Source organism: Aliamphritea spongicola (assembly GCF_017051665.1).
In the GTDB taxonomy this organism is placed as follows: Bacteria; Pseudomonadota; Gammaproteobacteria; order Pseudomonadales; family Balneatricaceae; genus Amphritea; species Amphritea spongicola.
Genome location: NZ_JAFIDL010000003.1, coordinates 432733 through 454083, shown reverse-complemented (window position 1 = coordinate 454083; position 21351 = coordinate 432733). Strand labels below are relative to the sequence as shown.

Sequence of the window (21351 nt, the reverse complement as noted above, 5' to 3'; positions counted from 1 at the left end):
CAGCATCATGGATATTAATACCCCATTCTTTAAAGCCCGTGCCAGCGAAGCGCTTCAGGATACCAACCTGCAACAGGCGCTGGGCAACCTGAAACAGGGTTTCCCCCATAAACGCGCCATCGCTGTGGAACGCATGCCAGAATTTGAAGCGTTGCGGGATCAGGGCCGGGATCTGAAGAACCACATTCTTGAACATCTGGATCTGTATCTGGAACAGTTTGAAAGCAAGGTCACCGAAAACGGCGGCCATGTTCACTGGGCCCGTACCGGTGAAGATGCCAATCAGATCATTCTCGACATCTGTAAGCAGGTGAACGCAAAAACGGTCACTAAAGGTAAGTCGATGGTGTCCGAAGAAACCGGACTCAACGACTTTCTGGAAAAGAACGGCGTTCAGCCGGTGGAAACCGATCTTGGCGAATACATTCTGCAGCTGCGTGGCGATCACCCCAGCCACATCATCGCGCCGGCCATTCACCTGAATCTGGAAGATGTTTCCGAAGCCTTCCATGAACATCACCACAAGCCGAAGTCTGATGATCCGGTTACCCTGATGCAGGAAGCCCGTGAAGCCCTGCGGGAAAAATTTGTCGTCGCAGATGTGGGCATCACCGGCGCCAACTTCTGCGTCGCCGAAACCGGCTCCACCATCATCGTGACGAACGAAGGTAATGGCGACCTGACCCAGACATTGCCCAAGACCCACATTGTCATTACATCCATTGAAAAGGTTGTACCGACACTGGAAGACATGACCCTGTTCCTGCGCTTGCTGGCCCGCTCGGCCACCGGTCAGGAATTCACCGTGTACAACACCCTCTCTTCCGGCCCACGCCGCGAAGGGGATCAGGACGGCCCGGAAAACTTCCACGTGGTTCTGGTGGATAACGGCCGCAGTGAAATGGTAGGCAGCCAGTTCCAGGAAATGCTGCGCTGTATTCGCTGTTCTGCCTGCATGAACCATTGCCCGGTATACGGTGCGGTGGGCGGTCACAGTTACGGCTGGGTCTACCCCGGCCCGATGGGCTCCGTACTGACGCCGAAAATGATCGGTATCGAGAAAGGTGCAGCCCTGCCAAATGCATCCACTTTCTGTGGCAAATGCGAGTCCGTCTGCCCGGTACGGATTCCCCTGCCGAAACTGATGCGTCACTGGCGGGAAGATGAGTTCAGCAAACACCTCACCCCCAAAGCAGCCCGCTATGGCCTTGGCAGCTGGGCATTCCTGGCCAAGCGTCCGGCACTGTACCGGCAGTTCACCAAGCTTTCCAGCTGGGGTCTGAAACTGCTGGCCAACAGCCCCTTCGGTGGCAAAAAAGGCACACTGGAAAGCATTCCGCTGGCCGGTGGCTGGACAGACTTCCGCGACATGCCCGCCCCACAGGGTGAAACCTTTATGCAGCAATGGAAACAACGCCAGAACGCTGAACAGAAAGACGGAGAAAGCTCATGAGCCGCGCTGAAATTTTTGCCAATATCCGCCGGGGTCTGGGCCGTGAAATCCCAACGGATGAGCAGCGTCAGACGGTACAGAACCGCCTGCGTGCCAAAGCCGACAACATCATTCCGGCCCGGGCACAGCTGCCCCAGCCGCAGCAGATTGAACTGTTCAAATCCATGACGACCGAAGCGGCCGCCGAACTGATTGAGCTGGACAGTATTGAGCAGCTGCCCGCCGCCTGTGACAACTGGCTGGCAACCCAAAACCTGAATGAGTTCATCTGCGCCAGCGATCCGCAACTTGCCGGTCTGGACTGGTCTGCCGTTAAAGCGGCTAAAGAAGAACGGGTTGCACAAGTGGGTGATATGGCCGCCCTGACCACCAGCTTTGCCGGCATTGCAGAAACCGGCACCCTGATGCTCTATTCCCGGGCAGAAAGCCCGACCACCCTGAATTTCCTGCCGGACAACCACCTGGTGGTACTGCACGAAAAAGATATTCTGGGTGTCTACGAGGAAGCATGGAAAAAGCTGCGCGACCATTGCCAGACCGACGACGGCCTGCTGAAAATGCCGCGCACCGTAAATATGATCACCGGCCCGTCACGCAGCGCTGATATTGAACAAACCCTGTTAATGGGTGCCCATGGCCCGAAACGACTGGTGATTTTTCTGGTTAAAAACTGATTCAGACAATCTGAGTCAGCCTCTTTTTTTCAGCTGGTTTGATGATCCTTGCTGAAAGCAACGAACACCCGCCACAGTCCCCCGGCGGGTTGTTCACCCAGACGATCAGTCATTTAACAGCCGTTATTCTGCTGCCCTCTCTGAGTCATCATCGCTCTCATAATTAATGGGCATTAATTTTATCCAGCTTTTTATGATCAGCCATATAGCTTAAGTAAGCGAGAATTGAGTCCAGGTCTTCGTCGGCCAGAAAATCAAAGGTCATCATTCTTGATCTCGCCCGGAAACTGCTGGGGTTTTTAATAAACTGTTTCAGATACGGTATTTCACGATACTCGGTTATGTTTTGAGGGATGTTAAGCTCAGGCCCGATCTCGCCACCTTCCAGATTGACCGTATGGCATGCTACACACAGATTCTTAAACTTGTTGTACCCCAACATGACCTGGCTATCTTCCAAAGCACCTTCCGGATAATGGTCCGCTTTTTCAGCCTGATAATTCACTTCTAATTTATAAACCTGATGCGGCCACGGCCACTCTTCGAACCCTTTGGCTTCACGGGTCATGACAAAAAATGGCTGTGGATTCACAACCTCTTTACCTTCGGCAATATCCGTAAACCCGTCAGGGTTTGCTGTTTCGTTCACGGCTATAAATAATTCACTTTGAGTCACCGTCGGATTCCATTTAGCAATATAGCCATCGCGGCAATAAAAGCTGATCTCTTTCACCTGGCTATAATCAATCCCGTTTTTTTCCAGTACATCCTGTAACACAAAACCCTGATAACTCATTTCACGAGCATAAACGGGGGACTGATGACTGACTTCCTCAACCTCAAAACCGGCCTTCATTTCAGATAAGGGGACCGTCTTTTTAAACACCTCTTCGGTACCGTTATTCAGCACAACTTCCAGGGCTCTGTTTTCAAGACTAGTTTCAAGGCTAGTTTCAAGATTACCTTCATCACCGGCGGCCTTTGCCGGCAATATAATCAACAGTTGTAATAACAAAACACATACGGCTTTTAACACAAGTAACTCCTTAGTAAATCTTTCCATCTTATTATTGGATTGCCACACACAACCCGTTTTTAATACATCCGTATTAAACACACCTACCTATTCAAATGACAGCTTTTAATGTGCCAAAACCCCGTCATATTCGTGGACGCTGAAACTACAACCTACCTTAATAAATAAGCATCAAACCTACTCGTCCCTGAGTACTTTGGATACATCCTTTACCTGTTTGATCTGATGCCAATTACGCAGAATATTCCCTCCTAAACCGCCTGCTTATCATCAGCAGATGTTTGCCCTGACATATGCTGAGCCTCATCCTCCCTGCGTTTGCGGCTCGGCAGTTCCCTGACTTTCTCCTCCTGAACTGGCTGTCCGCAGTCAATTTCCGGTAGCCCTACTGCTTTAAAGTGACCAAAAATGGCCTCACCTAATTCAGAGGCCAGCGCCGGCGTAAAGCGCCCGCCCTGCTTCAGGTGCTGGCCGTGCTGATCAAACAGCCCGTACAGTTCCCGTAAACGTTCCCCTAACGGCGCAGGCTGATCAAACACGCCGGAGATAATCTGATTCAGTGAGGTCACCCACATAAAATGATCCATGGTGCGGGTATTTACAAAGATCTCCCAGGGATAATTCACCTGAGCATCAGTGCCCGGGTTCAGAATCAGGTCATTAATGGTGACGTATAGCGGGTGTTCTGAACGGGGTGTAATGACCTCATAGGTGGTCCCCGCCAGACTTTGCGGACGGCTTAAACCGGCAGTATCCAGCGCGAGGATATCGGGGATTTCCGCCACATGTTTAAGCACCTTAAACGCCACAATTGGCGCATCGATAACAGTGGTAGTCTGGCTGTTAGCCGTAAGGGTTTGTGCCTGAACAGGCTGAGTAGTTTTAACTGACATATCCATGTTTCCTTTGTTCCTGATATGAATAAATGTGCTCTGTGTCGAAAGCGTTACCTATAAACGGCCGTAGTAACCTTCCTTAAGCGCATCAAACAAATTGGCGGCGGTATGCAGCTCACCGTCGTATTCCACCTGAGCATCTCCCGCCAGCTCTACTTCCCGGCCATCGGACAGGGTGAACTGATAGCGGGTATTTTTCAGATCGTCCTCCTTGACCAGCACCCCCTGAAACGCTTCCGGATTAAACCGGAACGTGGTGCAGCCTTTCAGGCCACGGCGATACGCGTAGAGATAAATGTCCTTGAATTTGGCATAGGGATAATCGGTTGGCACATTGGCGGTTTTGGATATGGCCGCATCCAGCCATTTCTGCGCTGCCGCCTGAATATCCACATGCTGTTTGGGATGAATATCATCTGCACTGATGAAGTAATCAGGCAGCTCACCTTCCGCTACATCCGGGCTGATGAGTTCCCGGTACGCCAGTAACTCATAGGAGAGCACCTCGACTTTTTCTTTACTCTTCTTGCCTTCTCGCTGCACATTACGGCTGTACTGGTGGGCAAAGCTCGGCTCAATACCATTGCTGACATTGTTGCCGAACGACAGTGCAATGGTGCCCGTCGGGGCGACAGAACTGTGATGAGTGAAGCGGCAGCCAATATCTTCAAGCTGGCTGACCAGCTCCGGCTTCTCGGCAGCAATTTTCTGCATATAGCGGCTGTAACGGGCATGTAAAACCCGCCCGGGCAAACGGTCACCGGGCCGGTGGCCGTCACGGCGCATCTCCGGACGTTTACACAGCATGGCTTCGGTCACGGTGAACATCTGCTCCATCACCGGTGCCGGCCCCTTCTCCCGGGCCAACTCCAGCCCCACTTCCCAACCGGTCAGTGCCAGACGCTTGGTGACCGCTTCGGTAAAGGCGACCGACTGCTCATCACCATAACTCATCCGCAGCATGGTGACGGCTGACCCCAGCCCCATATAGCCCATTCCATGGCGGCGTTTATGCTCGATTTCATGACGCTGCTCTTCCAGCGGTAAGCCGTGCAATTCCACCACGTTATCCAGCATCCGGGTGAATACCGCCACCACATCGGTAAAGCTCTGCCAGTCAAAACTGGCCCGGGCAGTAAAGGGATTTCGGACAAAGTGGGTAAGGTTAACTGAGCCTAACAGGCTGCTGCCAAACGGTGGCAACGGCTGCTCGCCACAGGAATTGGTGGAGCGGATATTTTCACAGAACCAGTTGTTGTTCTGCTCATTCACCTGATCGATCAGAATGAATCCCGGTTCAGCAAAATCGTAGGTGGACTGCATAATCACATCCCACAACTCCCGGGCCGGCAACCGCTCAGTGATTTTGCAGGCCACCAGCCCGGCATCATTGGTGACGTAGTCCTGCTGTAATGGCCAATCCCGCCAGATCACCCGTTCAGCATCATTCAGATCAAGCGGCTGCTGGGTCTGCTGCTGGCGGGTAATGGGGAATGCCAGTGGCCATTCACTGCCCCGCTGCACCGCATCCATAAATTCATCGGTAATCAGCAGTGACAAATTAAACTGCCGTAAGCGCCCGTCTTCCCGCTTGGCTTTGATAAACGCCAGCACATCCGGGTGGCCCACATCGAACGTCGCCATTTGCGCCCCCCGCTGCCCACCGGCAGAAGAAACCGCAAAACAGGTTTTATCAAACACGTCCATAAACGACAGCGGACCGCCGGTGAGTGCGCCGGCACCAGCTACAAAACTGCCACTGGGTCTGAGGGTAGAAAACTCGTATCCGATACCGCAGCCTGCTTTCAGGGTCAGCCCCGCCTGCTGGTTACGCCCCAGAATATCTGTCATGCAGTCACTGATCGGGCCGGACACCGTGCAGTTAACCGTTGAGGTGGCTTTCTTGGTCTGCTGGGCACCGGCATTGGCCATGATTCGCCCCGCCGGCACTGCGCCGTTACGAAGCGCCCAGAGAAACCGCCCGTACCAGAAAGCCCGGGTATCACTGTCAGCCTCCACATCGGCCAGCGCTTTCGCTACCCGGATGAATGTGTCATCCATACTCTGATCCAGAGGAATACCGTCAACATCACGTAACCGGTATTTACTGTCCCAGATATCAACAGATGCTGGCTGAAATTGAATTAAAGCGGTAGAAAAAGCAGAAGATAGCCCGTCAACGGGCTTAGAAAATGTATTCATGTGCTAACACTCCATATCAGTATGAAAAAGCGCTACAACAGCTGTCGTAACGCTTAAATACTAGCAGTGCAGCAACTCAAATCCGTGCTTCAGAAATGTATAACGCAGCGAAATACAGGCTGCCCGGAAGGTTTTATCCGGGCAGTTTTTACCTGTTTAACCGCACTTACTTTCTGCACAGTTCAGGCAGGTATAACAGCCATCCATCAGGATCGCGGCCTTTACATTACACTTGGTGCACAACTGTGCACCGGCAGGGAAATCACCTGCATTATCTGTCGGGGAAGCAGACGTACGCTGTTCATATTCTGCCCGTTTAGCCGCCAGTAACTGACGCTGCCCTTCATCCAGCTCATCCCCTTCCAGCAAACCGATAGTTTGCAGGTGATCCTCAATGGCGTAGCCGATTTCCGCCACCAGCGACGGCATATAACGGCCGCCCTTTTTGAAATAGCCTCCTTTGGGGTCGAACACGGCTTTAAGCTCTTCCACCATGAAGACCACATCTCCCCCCTTACGGAATACCGCGGAAATAACCCGGGTAAGGGCAACCACCCACATAAAATGATCCATATTCTTGGAGTTAATAAAGATCTCATACGGGTGACGCTGTTCAAACTCAGTGCCCTGATTGAGCAGTACATCATTAATGGTGATGTAGAGCGCATGGGGCGATACCGGGGTTTTGATTTTATAGGTTGAACCCAGCAACCGTTCCGGGCGGTCCAGATTCTCATGAACCCTTTCCATGGTCAGTTCAGCAGGTTTTTCTGCTACCGGCTCAACGGCTGTTCCTTCCGTTTTTTCTTCCTTTACTACTTCGCAGGCAATGATTTTCTGGCGGATGGCGGCGTTTGCAGACGCCTGACCGGACGACATATTCTGTGACATTCTGTGACTCCAATATTCTGATCAGTAATTACAAACGGCCGTAATAGCCTTCTTTCAGTGCATCAAACAGGTTGGCTGCGGTATGAGTTTCGCCGTCATACTCCACGGTTTCGTTCCCCGCCAGTTCAACGGTACTGCCATCCTCCAGGGTAAAGCGGTAACGGGTATTCGCCAGATCCTGTTCTTTTACCAGCACCCCCTGAAACGCTTCCGGGTTAAAACGGAACGTAGTGCAGCCCTTCAGCCCCTGCTGCCAGGCGTAATGGTAGATGTGCTTGAACTTTTCATAGGGGTAATCGGTCGGTACATTGGCCGTCTTCGAGATCGACGAATCAATCCATTTCTGGGCCGCTGCCTGCACATCCACATGCTGTTGCGGATGAATGTCGTCCGCACAGATAAAGTAATCCGGCAGTTTCTGCTCCGCATCCTCACTGAACGGCATCGCCTGCGGATTGACTAATTTGCGGTATGCCAGCAGCTCATAGGAAAACACATCGACTTTTTCCTTGGTTTTGCGGCCTTCACGGATAATGTTGCGGCTGTAATGGTGGGCAAAACTTGGCTCAATGCCGTTGCTCACATTGTTACCCAGCGACAGTGCAATGGTGCCGGTGGGAGCAATCGAGCTGTGATGGGTAAACCGGCAACCGTAACGGGCAAGCTGCTCTACCAGCTCCGGCTCTTCGCTGGCAATCTTTTGCATGTAATGGCTGTAACGGGCATGCAATACTCGCCCTGGCAGCTCGTCCCCAACCTTATAACCGTCATCCGCCATTTCCGGACGCTTGCGCAGCATTTCTGCGGTTACCGTGAAAATCTCATCCAGTACCGGTGCTGCTCCTTTTTCCCGGGCCAGCCCCAGGCCGGTCTGCCAACCGGTAATGGCCATCACCTTGCTGACCTCTTCGGTAAATACCAGTGATGCCGGATCACCATACTTATAACCCAGCATGGTGATCGCCGACCCCAGCCCCAGATAGCCCATACCATGACGGCGCTTCTGGGTGATTTCCCGGCGCTGCTGTTCCAGTGGCAGGCCATTGATCTCCACCACGTTATCCAGCATTCGGGTGAATACGGCGACGGTTTCTTTAAAGCTTTGCCAGTCGAACTGAGCGTCATCCGTAAACGGGTTGCGAATAAAACGGGTGAGGTTCACAGACCCCAGCAGGCAACTGCCATAGGGCGGTAAGGGTTGCTCGCCGCAGGGGTTGGTTGAACGGATGGTTTCGCAGAACCAATTATTATTCTGCTCATTGACCTTATCGATAAGAATAAAGCCCGGCTCGGCAAAATCGTATGTGGCATTCATAATTGAATTCCACAGCCCTTTTGCCTTCACCCACTTACTGACTTCACAGGCCACCAAACCGGTTTCATTCACGACATAGCCTTCATGAAGCGGCCATTCACGCCAGATCACCTTACGGCTGTCATTCAGATCCAGTGGCTCACGCTGCTGATTTTTCAGACTGATTGGAAACGCCAGCGGCCATTCAGTATCAGCATCCACTGCCTGCATAAAGTCATCGGTAATCAGCAGGGAAAGGTTAAACTGCCGCAGGCGGCCATCTTCCCGCTTGGCCTTAATGAACGACAGCACATCCGGATGGCCAATATCAAAGGTTGCCATTTGAGCACCACGGCGACCACCGGCAGAAGACACTGTAAAACACATCTTGTCGAACACATCCATGAACGACAACGGGCCGGAGGTATATGCCCCGGCGCCGGACACATAAGCCCCGGCGGGACGTAATGTGGAAAACTCATAACCGATACCGCAACCGGCTTTAAGGGTCAGTCCCGCTTCATGGTTACGGCCCAGAATATCGTCCATTGAGTCGCCGATACTGCCGGACACCGTACAGTTAATGGTGGAGGTTGCAGGCTTGTGCTGCTGAGCACCGGCGTTGGCAATTACCCGCCCGGCAGGCACCGCACCATTGCGTAAGGCTTCGAGAAATTTTTCATACCAGTGCTGTTGTAACTCATCGCCTTCTTCAACGGCGGCCAACGCCCGGGCTACCCTTTTCAGGGTGTCATCCGGGGTATGGTCTATAAGATCCCCTTTTTTCGATCGCAACCTGTACTTACTGTCCCAGATATCCTTTGAGGCCGCTTGCAGGGCCAGTTGGGTTAAATCCGTTTCACATTCAGGTTGCAGGGTTTTCATGCACAGCTACTCCATAGGACAGTAATTAACAGTAATATCCGACATACAAAAAAAACAGCATATCTAGTGCAGCGATACTAAACCTCACACCAGATATAGTTACTTGATATATATCAAGCCCGAAGAATGAGACGAGTAAAATGTCATAGGAAAGACGCCGGCGAACGTATTCGCAATACAAGCTATTTATGCGTTAACCGCCCGAAAAGCCGGTCAGAAATAACAGAGAAATACGCGCACGAATCCCGTAACAACAGAGATGCCGGGGTTAAAAAAGGTAGAGGAAGTCACAGAGAAGAGGCACTGCAGCCGCCCTGGCAGCTGCAGTTATGAGATGTAAACGTGGCAGATTATTTTTCGTCTCTCAGGCTGGCCATGCTGAGATCAGGCAGATCTGCTCTGCCGACGATGATCATCACAATCCCGCACATAAAGAAGAAGAATGTCGATGCCATAAAGCTGGCGGTAATCACATCTTCCATGCCCAGGGTCTCGGATTTTAAATAGGTCATGACCAGACACCCCAGCGCAATCAGTTCACTGAGCACGCCCATCACCATGGAGGTTTTCTGAAAAATACCTTTTTTCTTTTTGGGTGTTTCTGTCATGACTGCTGCTCACTGATAAGTATGAGCCCTGATACTAGCACCTGAGAAAAAAGCTTTTCGCTAAACCGGACGGTTCGTTGATCTGGGTCGGATAATGGGGCAGCAAAATGAGGGGCTACGCTAATGATCAGAAAAAAACCTGCAACTTCAGATTCCGGAAATGGAGACTATCCATAATGATATCGGCACTGAACGACCACCAGATCACCATTAAGCACGGTATATACCAAACGGTGCTCCCGGTCGATCCGACGGGACCAGAATCCGGATAAATCACCTTTTAATGCTTCAGGTTTTCCTAATCCGGTAAAAGGATTTCGGCGTATATCACTGATCAGCTGATTAATCCGTTTAAGCTGCTTTTTATCGTGAGTCTGCCAATACACATAATCTTCCCAGGCATTCCCCGCAAACTTTACAGCCAGTTTGCTAGTCTTCTTCATCCTGAATAAGCTCTCTTTCCTGAGTCTTACCCGCTTTTACTTCAGCAATTGCATCCATCAGACGGCTGGCATTAGCCGGGCTGCTCAGCAGGTAAAGTGTTTCCATGACACTGTCATAATCGCTCTTGGACAGAATAACAACATCATCACCTTTTTGCCGGGTAACAACGGTAGCTTCATGGGAATCACATACGGTATCCATAACCGTTTTTAAGCTGGCCCGGGCGTCACTGTATGAGATCACGTTCATATGCATTCACTTACTGTTGCTAACTTTTTGGCTGACATCACTTCAGCTCATAATATGTACAAAAATCTGTACAATCAAATTTACCGCATCCCAGTATCCATCACACGAGTTCTGAGTACGCAGCTACAAGGTAATAACTGAAACCGGTACTTCGCTTTATCAACAAGCGAAGCACCGGCCAGCTTAAAGATTACGCCTGTGCTGAAAACGCACTGTGATAAGTAACCTTCCCCTGCAGACTGTCATCACTGAATTGCAGCGCCAGAAAATATTCCGGCGGTACACCTTCGAGAACCAGTTGAGAATCTGCAACAAAACCAAAGCGGCCGTAATATTCAGGTTCACCCAGCAGCACACATCCACTTGCATTCATTGCTTTCAGTGCCGCCACTGCTTCACGCATCAATGAAGAGCCAATGCCTTTCCCCTGATACTCAGGTAAAACGGACAACGGCCCCAGACCATACCAGCCAGATGTACCATCACTGATGGTGACCGGCGAAACCGCCGCATGGCCAATCACAGCCCCCTGCCATTCAGCTACCAGCGAAACGGTCAACTGACCGGCGTTTCTCAAGTCACGGATAATAAATTGTTCGGTATGGCTGCTGTACGCTGCATTTTCAAACGCCTGCCGGGTAACAGATTCAATAACTATCGCATCAGCAGCCTGTTCATTTCGTATGTGTATATTCATCGTATTTATCTTTCTCAGAAAGGCGCTGACTACCGCTAAACCGGTATTCAGCGCCTGCCGTTTAACCTGTCAGCCTGACGACTAACGCCCTTTTTTACGCAGCCGCGCTGCCGTTTGCACGGAACGGTAATAACGGCTTTTGGAGCGGTCTCTGGCCCTTTTTTCCGCCAGACTGGCTGTGTTATGCGTCTGCTCACGCATAAGACTGAGATAGTTTGCCAACCGGCGACCATCAATCTGTTCAGCCTGTAACGCTTCAATAACCGCACAGCCCGGTTCTGACTGATGCTGACAATCACTGTACCTGCACCGTTTTACCAGTTCAGTAATATCTGCAAAGGTTTCCTGTACACCGGTTTCACAGTCCGCCAACTGCAACTCTCGCATGCCGGGGGTATCCAGCAAGATTCCTCCGCCATCCATAAGGTGCAACGTGCGGGACGTAGTGGTGTGTCTGCCTTTATCGTCAGCAACCCTGGCTTCAGCGGTTAACTGGGCAGTCTGTCCGGTCAGGGTATTAATCAGGGTTGATTTCCCCACCCCGGATGAGCCTAGCAGGGCGACGGTACTGCCGGCACGGCACCATGGCTGTAACGCTGACACACTGGCTGTATCCAGGCCATTAACCGTTTCGACCACCAGCAGCGGGTCCAGTGCCTGAACCTGACATTGATACGCGGCAGGATCATCACAAAGATCGGCTTTGGTAAGCACCGCGACAGCATCTGCTCCCGCTTCACGGATTAATGCCAGATACCGCTCAATCCGGTTCAGCGAGAAATCATGATTCAGTGCCGTAACAACGAAAACCGTATCAACATTCGCGGCGATCAGCTGTTCAGCAACCTTAGTGCCGGCAGCCTTGCGGGAAAAACAGGAACGGCGCTCCAGCATCCGGCAAAAACTCCCGTCCGGGTTCAGCAACAACCAGTCACCGATTGTCAGAGCACATGCCGATGCCGGTATATCCAACCCGTACATCAGCCTTTTCGGGCCCTGTTCGGATAAAACGTCAATACAGGATCGGTGCTGCGCAACGATTCTGGCGGGCACCTGTACGGTACATTCTTCTAGGGAAAGTTGTTGTTGAAAAAACGCGCTCCATCCCAGTTGGGACAGGGTAAAAACTGTAGTCATAGAAAAACCCTGACGCATGCAATATGCAGCGTCCGATAAATGATTCATCGGGGGCAAAGACGCCCCGGTTTAAAAACCGGGCAGCGAAATCAGGTTAAGCGGATTTCAGCTTACTGCCCGGAAGGTGTTGACTACAATCATGAGTACCCTCCGGCGTGAGATAAGTTATTCAGGAGGGGCAATGTATCAGACGGTGGGGTTCTGTCAAGCCGGGTCCCATACAGATGAGGCAGCGCTACCGGTTAGCGCTGCCTGACCTGCGCCAACTATTTTTGTGCAACCTGAGCAAACAGCTTAGACAAATCTTCCACATGCCAGAGGCCGGTAATTTTTCCGGCATCATCAAATTCCCACAGTTCCATACCGGCAATATCAAAACGGTTTCCGGAGGCAGGCACACCGAATAAATCACCGGTATGTGTCCCCTTCCATTTCCAGCGTACCAGCGCTTTGTTAGGCCCTACCGGTTCAATAAAGGTGATCTCATGCACAGCATCTTCTGAAGCGGCCAACAGCAGACCATAGAACATCGCCATCTTCTCGCCACTGCTGGCTGCATGTCCGGGCTGCGGATCGTGATCAGTGAAATTGTCGGCAAAGAAGCCCGCCAGTTTATTCTGATCCAGTGGCCGGCTGTCGGCCACCTGATAAAACGTCTGCATTATTTCTGCCGGCGTCTGCGCATAAAGGGGTTGAACCGACGCAAAAAGCAGCAGCGCTGAAATCACTATTTTTTTAACTGGCGACATAGCCGTATCCTTAAAATTAATGGTTTAAATTAAAAGACTTACCATGGCATTCACGACTCGAGTGATGCAGACTATATTCGCTGATCACTGCTTTTGTAAGCAGATACATTCAGGTTAATTGGTTACTTTCAGGTAAGTTTTAAATGGAATCAGACAGTTACAAAAAATGCCCGGTTCAGCGAACGCTGGAGGCCGTTGGCGGCAAATGGAAACTGCTGATCATCGCCAGCATTAAAAGCGAAGAAGTGGTGCGGTTCAGTGTGCTGAACCATCTGGTAACAGGCATTTCACAGAAAGTATTAGCAGCACAACTTAAAGAGCTGGAAGCAGATGGTTTTGTACTGCGCACAGCCTACCCGGAAGTGCCACCCCGGGTGGAATACAGCCTGACCGATCTGGGCAAGTCACTGTATCCGGTTCTGGATTCAATTGCCGACTGGGCAGAAGCAAATTATCCGGATAAACCGCCGTCCTGATACCGGCACGCTGTTACCCCAGTACTGCCGGCAAGAGGTATTGCCAGACCATTTACCTGCCTCACTTCCCCTGTTCAGATACATAGCCGCTCAGGTCCGAAGACACAGACCTGAGAGGCAAAGTCGATATCAGCCCGCATGGGTACGTAGCTTTTGCGGGTCATAAAACGGCATGGCATTTACCTTAGCCGGATATTCAGTCCCGTCTTCAGCAACCGCAACCAACGCCGTCCCCGGTGATGCCGCCACCGGAGACACATGCCCCAGTGCCAGTGACTGATTCATCCGGTGAGACCAGCAGGGGCTGTTCACCACCCCAACCTCTTCACCGTTCAGTTTCAGAATTTCTCCACCTGCCAGGCTGTCACTGTGATTAATGACTAACCCTGCCGGTAAAATCCGCGGCGAGTGCTCTGCTACAAACACTGCATCCTTTCCCCGGAACGCCCCTTTGTTGCGGCTGACTGTAAAGCCAAGCCCCACTTCCCAGGGGGTATGCTCAGTGGTCATATCATAGCCATAGAACAGTAACCCGGCTTCAATACGGACTTTATCCAGCGCAGTAAACGAACAGGGCATGACCCCTTCTCCGGCGCCTTCACTGAGCAGGTTGTCCCAGATATCTCCCGCCCAGGCCTGATCTACCAGAATCTCGTAGCCTCTTTCACCGGAATAACCGGTACGGGAAATCCGGCAGGGATGGCCAAACAGCTCTGCAGCCTGATGATGAAAATACGCCATGCTGCTGAGATCCACCGAACAGAAACGATTTAACAGTGCCAGCGCCTTAGGCCCCTGCAACGACAGATTATGCAGAGCATCATCCAGTTCAATACTGACGTTCAGGCCTTCGGCGGACTCCTGTAAGTAAGCCATACTGTCACCGGAACCATGGCAGAACAGCCACTCATCATCGCCGTTATTGGCAATGATGGCATCATCACAGACCGTCCCCTGCGGGGTCAGAATGGCACCGTAAGCAGACTTTCCGGGATAAATACCGGTCATATCACGGGTGATAACATGATCAGCCACTTTTAGGGCATCCGGGCCGCGCAGATACACTTTTTTCAACGGCGACATGTCAAACAGCCCTGCCGCTTCACGGACCGCATCATGTTCCGCACAGGGGTCACTGGCATATGTCCAGGCAGTCCCCATACCGTTCCAGTCTTCCAGCTCAGACCCTAACGCACGGTGACGGCTGGCCAGAACGGAATGTCGTGTAGATTCGCTCATAACTGTTTTCCTTATTGTTTCAGAAAGTCAGATTGCTCTGTGGGAGAAGTTAACCGGTTGCAGTAAGCAGCTCAGTACCACTGGTCCGGCATGGAAGCTTTGCGGTCTTCAATAAAGGCCTGCAGTTCGCGGTCTTTAACGGCATCAAACTCCGGTGGCCGGTAATCCGCCAGCATGGTTTTCCAGCGTGCATTGGCACGCTGCTCAAGTGTCAGGCAGCCACCTTCCTGCCATTGCTCGAATGAATTGGTATCCGCCAGGTCGGAGAGGTAATTGGCGTCGCGGAAGTTCGCCATGGTGTGCTCTGTGGCCAGGAAATTTTCCCCGGGGCCAGCCTGCAGATAGGCCTGAGTCCCCAGGCTGTTAGCATCAATGGTCAGCCCGGCCAACTGGGTATGGATCATGCCGCAGCGGTCCAGATCCATGACGAACTTTTCGTAGCCCATGGTCAGCCCGCCTTCGAGCCAGCCGGCCGCATGGAGAATATAATTCCCCCCGGCCAGCAACCCGGCATTCATGCTGTCGGAGGATTCCTGCATGGCCTGCCCGTCTGCCACTTTAGAGGCCGTTAAGTGTCCGCCACAACGCAACGGCAGACCCAGCCGGCGGCACAGCTGGCCAATTGCCAATGCAGAAAGATTGGCCTCCGGCGTGCCGAATGTGGGTGCACCGCTTTTAAGGTTCATGGTGGTAAGAAAGTTGCCGTAGACCACCGGGGAACCGGGACGGATCAGTTGCCCCAGTGCAATGCCCACCATAGCTTCAGCATGGGCTTGGGCAATCAGGGCCGGCTGGGTCACCGGCCCCATCGCACCGCCGAGAATAAAGGGCGATAACACAATGCCCTGATTCGCCCGGGCATAGGCCTTCAGCGAACCGGTCATTACATCATCGAATACCAGCGGAGAGTTCACATTGATATTGCCCTGAATCACACAGTGTTTATCCATATAATCCTGACCGTATACCAGCCGGGCCATGGCAATAGAGTCCTCTGCCCGTTCCGCACTGGTTACCGCCCCCATGAAAGGCTTTTCGGAATACCGCAGATGGGCGTAGGTCATATCCAGATGGCGTTTATTCACCGGTATGTTCACCGGTTCACAAACGGTGCCGCCGGAATGCTGTAGCCAGAGAGTCAGCTGTGCCAGTTTGACGAAGTTTTCAAAATCACTGAGGGTGGCATAACGCCGGCCGTTATCCAGATCGGTCACAAAAGGCGAGCCATAAGCTGGGGTCAGCACGACAGAATCGCCCCCCACCGGGACCACATAATCCGGCTTACGTCCGTAAAGATTAAACGTATGAGGTGCCGTCTGACACAGTGCCCGGGCCAGGCCCCGGGGAAAACGTACCCGGTCCCCGTCAACCATCGCTCCGGCGGCGGCAAACAGCGCCAGCGCTTCTTCATCGTTTTTAAAGACAATGCCGATATCTTCCAGGATCCAGTCTGCCTGGTCTTCCAGCGCATCCAGTGCGGCGTCATCCAGCAAATTGTACAGCGGCGTTTTGCGTTCGATCAGGTGCACCTTCGGCTGCGGATTTCCCCGCTGAGTGATCCTGCCCGGACGACGGTTACGCCGGGATGGCCGGCCAGTCTGCTTGCCGTTCTCTGAATGCAACATCCGCATACCCTCTTAAATGAAAGCAGTGAAAACAATGAAAGCCCCACAGGCTAAATACAGAATCAAAATTATTGATCCATGATCAGCCATACACATGAAAAATGCGCCGACTCTCTGTTATCTTTGATATAAATTAAGGTATCACCGGTAATTTAACCGGCACAATGCAAAAGATTTGCTCAATCCGTTCAAATAATTTGAACTAAAAACCACCTGTTATGAGTTAATATTATGCGCTTCAGACACTACGACAGCCTGCGCCTGTTTGACGTGGTCGCCCGCCACCTGAGCTTCACTCAGGCTGCCGAGGAACTGCACCTGACCAAGGGTGCAGTGAGCTACCAGATTACCCGGCTGGAAGAAGCACTGGGATTCAGCCTGTTCATCCGCCAGCACAGGGGGATTCTGCTCACCCCCAAAGGGAAGCAGCTCTGGCATACATCACAGGCGGCCTTTCATGATCTGGAGAATTTAATCACTCAACTGAGAGAGGACGATACCAGCCGGATCACCGTGGGCATGTCGACCTACTTTGCCTCCCGCTGGTTGTCACCACGGCTGATGAATTTTATGGCTGAACATCCCAACATCAGCTTGCGGTTACAGCCGATGATTGACCTCACGGACTTCCATACCGAGAACATTGATATGGCGATCCGCTGGGGTAAAGGCCACTGGCCCGGCATGCATGTGGAACTGCTGCGACAGGCGCCGGTGCGGCCGGCAACCGGTAAAAAAACCGCCGCAGCACTGGCCGGGCTTTCCTCCCATGAATGGGTAAATACTCTGACATTGCTGCACGACCGGGAGAACAGCCCCGCCTGGCAGGAATGGCATCAGCGGGCCGGCGAAACCTACCATGCTAAACAGGGTGGACTGGTAATTCAGGACCCGAACGTCCGGGTGCAGGCGATGATTGACGGCCAGGGTGTGGGATTATATGACGACCTGATATCCGCCGAGCTGAACAGTGGCCAGCTGAAATGGCTGTCGGACATCAGCATGCCGGAGTACGGATACTTTCTGGTGTATCCGGCCAATGCCCTGAATAACCCGGCCTTACGGACCTTCCGGGACTGGATTATCGAAGCGGCTGAAATGCCCTACTGAAATGCCCTACTAAAATGCCCGGCTAAACCTGTTCAAACTACGATGCGCTCAAATTCCGGGCATAAAAAATCCCTGCACTGGCAGGGATCTTTCTAAACGATGCCCTCAGGCATACACATTGATATTTTGCCCCAGCGATGAGGTCGGATCAGCAGGCACAACCGTGCTGTTGATCAGTTGCAGAGCCATCTGGCCTTCATCTTCGATCTGCTTTATCGCTTTCGCTGTCATCTCAACACCCACCTCAGCCTGAATATTCTGTTGCTGATAGGCGGATACTGACGCGGCAGAGAGTTCCATGATTTTATCCTCTGGTGAAAACAGGCACAGGAAGGTTAACGGCCATAGCTGCAGAGACTTTACCGAAGATCGCAACAAACTGGATGAAAAGAATTCATCTGACGGTCAGATTGCTGAACAGCGCTTATATTGCTCACTGTACATCACCATACGGCGCTCGACCTTAGCGGCGACCCCCAGCAACCAGAGCTTCTGGTTATAACTGCCCCGCCGGTAGCCACTGCGCCCTTCGTGATACGCCAGATACTGACCGTAGGCATCGCTGCGGGAAACCCCCGTCAGGCGCTCGGTGTCCCGGGTATACCAGCCCACAAAATCCACCGCATCGGCAAAATTATCCCGCCGGGCCTGCTCGTTACCGGTCCGGCTGCGGTAATCCCCCCAAACACCATCCAAGGCCTGGGCATAGCCAAAAGCGGTGGACTGACGGGCATACGGAATCACTCCCAGAAACCATTTGTAACCGGGCCGCGCATCAGCCACAAACTTAGATTCCTGATGCATGATTGCCATCATGACCGGGATGGGGGTTCCCCAGCGGCTGTGACTTTTCTGCACCGCTTCATACCAGCCTTCGCGGGCATCCAGAACCGAACAGATATCATCCAGATTCATGGGCCGTAAAAACGCAAACCCGGCATAGACCACCAACACAGTCAGTAAACAGACGGCGCTCATCCAGCCCAGCAGAGACACCTCCCCCAGGCCACGCTGCCAGCGAGACCAGCGCGGGGAGTGCAGCTTAAAATTTAGCCTGCCAGGCAGTCTGAAAAACATCGTTTCAACTCGTTACATTTAATTATTCAGGGCCAGATATATCAGCCGGTTATACACAGCGCAAACAGATTCACCCACTTGCTGACCTGCGACAATTTCCAGCCGGTAATCAAAGCCGGACAGTGCTCAGCGACGGCGCCCGCGACGCTTACCGGACGCTTTGGGTTTCAGCCCCAGCGCTTCTGCCCGTGCCTGTTTTTTGGATTGCGGACGACGCTTTTTCTCCGCCGCCGGCTTGTTCAGATCCGGCTCAAAACCCGGATACCACTGCCGGTTAAGTTTTTCATCCAAAAGAGTTTCGATCGGTTCCAGCAGATGAAGTTCATCCTGGCTCATCAGAGTGACTGCCAGCCCTTCCCTGCCGGCCCGTCCGGTACGGCCAATCCGGTGAATATAATCCTCAGCATTGTGGGGCAACTGATAGTTGATCACATAGTTCAGGCTGTCGATATCCAGCCCCCGGGCAGCCACATCGGTTGCTACCAGCACCCGTACTTCACCCTCACGGAAGGCTTCCAGCTCCCGTTCCCGGGCCCCCTGGGATTTATCCCCATGCACCGCTTTGGTATTCAGGCCATCCGCCGTCAGTTCCCGTGCCAGATAATCTGCTGCCTGCTTGGTACGGGTAAACACCAGTACCTGCTGCCAGTTATTGCTGCCAACCAGATAGGACAACAGCGGATGCTTTTTCTCCGCATCCACTTCATATATTTTTTGCTCCACCCCTTCAGCCGGACTGTTACGGGTATCGATCTGCAGAATTTCCGGGTCATTCAGCAAGGTCTTGCTGAGTTTAAAAATGGCATCATCAAAGGTGGCAGAAAACAGCAGTGTCTGCCGTTGCTCAGGCAGTTTTTTCAGCAGTTGGCGGATTTCACCGATGAATCCCATGTCCAGCATCCGGTCCGCTTCATCAAACACCAGACTTTCAACCTGGCTCAGATCCACCGCGCCTTTGAAGATAAGGTCCAGTAATCGTCCGGGCGTCGCCACCAGCAGATCGACACCTTCCTGCAACGCCGCAATCTGAACATTCAGGCTGGCACCGCCATACACCAGACAACTGCGTATTCCGGTATTTGCTGCATAGTCCCGGGCACTTTTAAACACCTGCTGGGCAAGCTCTCTGGTTGGCGTCAGAATCAACACCGCCGGCATAATATTACTGCGTTGTCCGGCATGACTATCAGCCATCAGCCGCTGCAGCAACGGCAGCACGAATGCCGCTGTTTTTCCCGTACCAGTTCGGGCACCGGCCATCACATCCCGCCCGTCAAGAATCAGTGGAATGGCGCCTGTCTGCACCGCAGTTGGCTGCTCATATCCCCGTTCGCGAAGCGTATCAGCCAGCGTCTGATGCAATCCCAATTCTGTAAACACTTACCTGTCCTATACTGAAATCTTTAAACCTGCTCCGGCTGCCAAATCCGGCATCTGAAGCACATTTAGAACACTTAAAAATATAACTGTCTGTAAGTGTATCAGCTTCCTGCTGGCAGGACTCAGAAGTGTCTGATTCCACTGACAATTCCCGCAGCTTCATACTTAAGTTGCAACAATTGACTCAGATCAAGTTTCCCGTCTGCAACCCTTGATGCACGTCAAGATCCACAATGACCCTTCTGCTAGCATGGTTTTACGCATTTTTCTTGGAAGCCAAAACGATGAAAGAAGCAACAAGTGCAACACCGCAGGAACAGTCCCGCGGAGAAGAAACCAAAGCGTTTCTGTTTTTAACCGGGGTTATCGCGCCAGCCGTGGCCGTATCCGTCGTAGTCGGTTACGGATTCATTGTCTGGATCTCCCAGATTCTGACCGGACCTCCGGGAAGTTAATCCTATGGTCGATCTGAGCCGTCGGGCACTCTTCAGAGGTAGAGTGTCCAGAGATCAAGCCGGAAAGCCTCTTCGCCAGAACCTTCCCTGGATCAAGGATGAGCAGCTGTTCCTTGCCGACTGTCACCGCTGTGACGCCTGCATAAAACAGTGTGAAACCCAGATCATTACACGGGGTGACGGCGGTTTCCCGACAATCGATTTCAGCCGCGGCGAATGCACCTTTTGCTATCAGTGTGCCAGCGCCTGTGACCAGCCACTTTTCTGGCCGGAAACAGAACAGCCCTGGAAACAGAAGATAGAAATCGGTGCCAAGTGCCTGACCAACAGCGGCGTTGAGTGCCGCAGCTGCGAAGACAGCTGTGAACCTTACGCCATCAGCTTCCGCCCAAGGCGGGGCCAGGTCAGCTCACCTCAGATCGACACTGACCAATGTAACGGCTGTGGCGCCTGCATCAGCACCTGCCCCAGCAACGCCATCACAATCAATCATGGAGTCCAGCTATGAACGCGCAACAGGATGACTCGTATCACGACGATAAGGACCTGCATATCGCCAGTCTGGTCGTCATGAGCCACCCGGACCACTTGCAACAGGTACAGGAAACGATTTTCAGCATTCCCGGTACGGAGATTCCGAACTCCACACCGGAAGGCAAGCTGGTTGTCGTACTGGAAGCGGACGATCAGGCCCAGTTACTGGACCGGATCGACCACATTCAGGGCGCCGACCACATTCTTTCAGCATCACTGGTGTACCACCACATCGCCTGA

The 21351-nt window shown here is 52.5% G+C and carries 23 protein-coding genes; 7 read left to right on the top strand and 16 right to left on the bottom strand.

Annotation, left to right across the window (positions count from 1 at the left end):
* The first annotated feature begins 7 nt into the window (after window positions 1–7).
* Both JYB63_RS12080 and JYB63_RS12075 read left to right on the top strand, forming a co-directional pair.
* Complete coding sequence (locus JYB63_RS12080) at window positions 8–1453, top strand: LutB/LldF family L-lactate oxidation iron-sulfur protein (protein ID WP_205658100.1); 1446 nt, start codon at window positions 8–10, stop codon at window positions 1451–1453.
* Window positions 1450–2127, top strand: coding sequence for a LutC/YkgG family protein (locus JYB63_RS12075; protein ID WP_205658099.1), 678 nt, complete (start codon window positions 1450–1452; stop codon window positions 2125–2127). The genes JYB63_RS12080 and JYB63_RS12075 overlap by 4 nt, the downstream gene beginning before the upstream one ends.
* 163 nt (window positions 2128–2290) lie before the next feature.
* Here the strand turns inward: JYB63_RS12075 and JYB63_RS23645 are convergent, their stop codons facing one another.
* The 11 genes from JYB63_RS23645 to JYB63_RS12020 all read right to left on the bottom strand — a co-directional run bounded on the left by JYB63_RS23645 (window position 2291) and on the right by JYB63_RS12020 (window position 13128).
* On the bottom strand, window positions 2291–3163 hold the full coding sequence (locus tag JYB63_RS23645) for a c-type cytochrome (protein WP_205658098.1): 873 nt from the start codon (window positions 3161–3163) through the stop codon (window positions 2291–2293).
* A gap of 251 nt (window positions 3164–3414) precedes the next feature.
* The gene (locus JYB63_RS12065; RefSeq protein WP_205658097.1) at window positions 3415–4056 is read right to left on the bottom strand and encodes a hypothetical protein; all 642 of its coding nucleotides are present in this window, start codon (window positions 4054–4056) and stop codon (window positions 3415–3417) included.
* A 57-nt stretch (window positions 4057–4113) separates the two neighbouring features.
* Window positions 4114–6261 (bottom strand): adenosylcobalamin-dependent ribonucleoside-diphosphate reductase, encoded by a 2148-nt coding sequence (locus tag JYB63_RS12060; protein ID WP_205658096.1) that lies wholly within the window; start codon window positions 6259–6261, stop codon window positions 4114–4116.
* Window positions 6262–6417: 156 nt separating this feature from the next.
* A complete protein-coding gene (locus tag JYB63_RS12055; protein WP_243431952.1) occupies window positions 6418–7152 on the bottom strand; it encodes a TSCPD domain-containing protein in 735 nt (244 codons plus the stop codon).
* A 28-nt stretch (window positions 7153–7180) separates the two neighbouring features.
* Entirely contained in the window at window positions 7181–9331 is a 2151-nt protein-coding gene (locus JYB63_RS12050; protein ID WP_205658095.1) for an adenosylcobalamin-dependent ribonucleoside-diphosphate reductase, read from the bottom strand.
* A gap of 350 nt (window positions 9332–9681) precedes the next feature.
* Window positions 9682–9939: a hypothetical protein gene (locus JYB63_RS12045; RefSeq protein ID WP_205658094.1), complete on the bottom strand. Its 258-nt coding sequence runs from the start codon at window positions 9937–9939 to the stop codon at window positions 9682–9684.
* Window positions 9940–10106: 167 nt separating this feature from the next.
* Window positions 10107–10382, bottom strand: a complete 276-nt coding sequence (locus JYB63_RS12040; protein ID WP_272873571.1) for a Txe/YoeB family addiction module toxin — start codon at window positions 10380–10382, stop codon at window positions 10107–10109.
* Window positions 10369–10632 (bottom strand): type II toxin-antitoxin system Phd/YefM family antitoxin, encoded by a 264-nt coding sequence (locus JYB63_RS12035; RefSeq protein WP_205658093.1) that lies wholly within the window; start codon window positions 10630–10632, stop codon window positions 10369–10371. Before JYB63_RS12035 ends, JYB63_RS12040 begins: the two co-directional genes overlap by 14 nt.
* A 190-nt stretch (window positions 10633–10822) precedes the next feature.
* Window positions 10823–11329 carry a GNAT family N-acetyltransferase gene (locus tag JYB63_RS12030; RefSeq protein WP_205658092.1) on the bottom strand — a complete coding sequence of 169 codons (507 nt, stop codon included), beginning with the start codon at window positions 11327–11329 and terminating at the stop codon, window positions 10823–10825.
* A gap of 81 nt (window positions 11330–11410) precedes the next feature.
* Window positions 11411–12466: a ribosome small subunit-dependent GTPase A gene (gene rsgA / locus JYB63_RS12025; protein WP_205658091.1), complete on the bottom strand. Its 1056-nt coding sequence runs from the start codon at window positions 12464–12466 to the stop codon at window positions 11411–11413.
* A 266-nt stretch (window positions 12467–12732) separates the two neighbouring features.
* A complete protein-coding gene (locus JYB63_RS12020) occupies window positions 12733–13128 on the bottom strand; it encodes an ester cyclase (RefSeq protein ID WP_205658090.1) in 396 nt (131 codons plus the stop codon).
* Between the two features lie 230 nt (window positions 13129–13358).
* Here JYB63_RS12020 and JYB63_RS12015 point away from each other — a divergent pair, with 230 nt between their 5' ends.
* A complete protein-coding gene (locus JYB63_RS12015; protein ID WP_205658089.1) occupies window positions 13359–13691 on the top strand; it encodes a winged helix-turn-helix transcriptional regulator in 333 nt (110 codons plus the stop codon).
* 129 nt (window positions 13692–13820) lie between these two features.
* Here JYB63_RS12015 and JYB63_RS12010 read toward each other — a convergent pair whose 3' ends face one another.
* Together JYB63_RS12010 and JYB63_RS12005 are read right to left on the bottom strand one after the other, a co-directional pair.
* Window positions 13821–14930 carry an aminomethyl transferase family protein gene (locus tag JYB63_RS12010; RefSeq protein ID WP_205658088.1) on the bottom strand — a complete coding sequence of 370 codons (1110 nt, stop codon included), beginning with the start codon at window positions 14928–14930 and terminating at the stop codon, window positions 13821–13823.
* 71 nt (window positions 14931–15001) lie between these two features.
* Window positions 15002–16555, bottom strand: a complete 1554-nt coding sequence (locus JYB63_RS12005) for a trimethylamine methyltransferase family protein (protein ID WP_205658087.1) — start codon at window positions 16553–16555, stop codon at window positions 15002–15004.
* A gap of 231 nt (window positions 16556–16786) precedes the next feature.
* Here JYB63_RS12005 and JYB63_RS12000 point away from each other — a divergent pair, with 231 nt between their 5' ends.
* Entirely contained in the window at window positions 16787–17665 is an 879-nt protein-coding gene (locus tag JYB63_RS12000; protein WP_205658086.1) for a LysR substrate-binding domain-containing protein, read from the top strand.
* Window positions 17666–17770: 105 nt separating this feature from the next.
* Here the strand turns inward: JYB63_RS12000 and JYB63_RS11995 are convergent, their stop codons facing one another.
* From JYB63_RS11995 to JYB63_RS11985, 3 genes are all read right to left on the bottom strand, one after another.
* Window positions 17771–17965 carry a putative motility protein gene (locus tag JYB63_RS11995; protein WP_205658085.1) on the bottom strand — a complete coding sequence of 65 codons (195 nt, stop codon included), beginning with the start codon at window positions 17963–17965 and terminating at the stop codon, window positions 17771–17773.
* 105 nt (window positions 17966–18070) lie between these two features.
* Window positions 18071–18742: a transglycosylase SLT domain-containing protein gene (locus JYB63_RS11990; RefSeq protein WP_243431951.1), complete on the bottom strand. Its 672-nt coding sequence runs from the start codon at window positions 18740–18742 to the stop codon at window positions 18071–18073.
* Window positions 18743–18868: 126 nt separating this feature from the next.
* On the bottom strand, window positions 18869–20122 hold the full coding sequence (locus tag JYB63_RS11985) for a DEAD/DEAH box helicase (RefSeq protein ID WP_205658084.1): 1254 nt from the start codon (window positions 20120–20122) through the stop codon (window positions 18869–18871).
* Between the two features lie 284 nt (window positions 20123–20406).
* Here JYB63_RS11985 and JYB63_RS11980 point away from each other — a divergent pair, with 284 nt between their 5' ends.
* From JYB63_RS11980 to JYB63_RS11970, 3 genes are read left to right on the top strand one after another with little or no spacing between them, the layout of a single operon-like run.
* The gene (locus JYB63_RS11980; protein ID WP_205658083.1) at window positions 20407–20577 is read left to right on the top strand and encodes a periplasmic nitrate reductase, NapE protein; all 171 of its coding nucleotides are present in this window, start codon (window positions 20407–20409) and stop codon (window positions 20575–20577) included.
* Between the two features lie 4 nt (window positions 20578–20581).
* A complete protein-coding gene (gene napF, locus JYB63_RS11975) occupies window positions 20582–21085 on the top strand; it encodes a ferredoxin-type protein NapF (RefSeq protein ID WP_205658082.1) in 504 nt (167 codons plus the stop codon).
* Entirely contained in the window at window positions 21082–21351 is a 270-nt protein-coding gene (locus JYB63_RS11970) for a chaperone NapD (RefSeq protein WP_205658081.1), read from the top strand. The genes napF and JYB63_RS11970 overlap by 4 nt, the downstream gene beginning before the upstream one ends.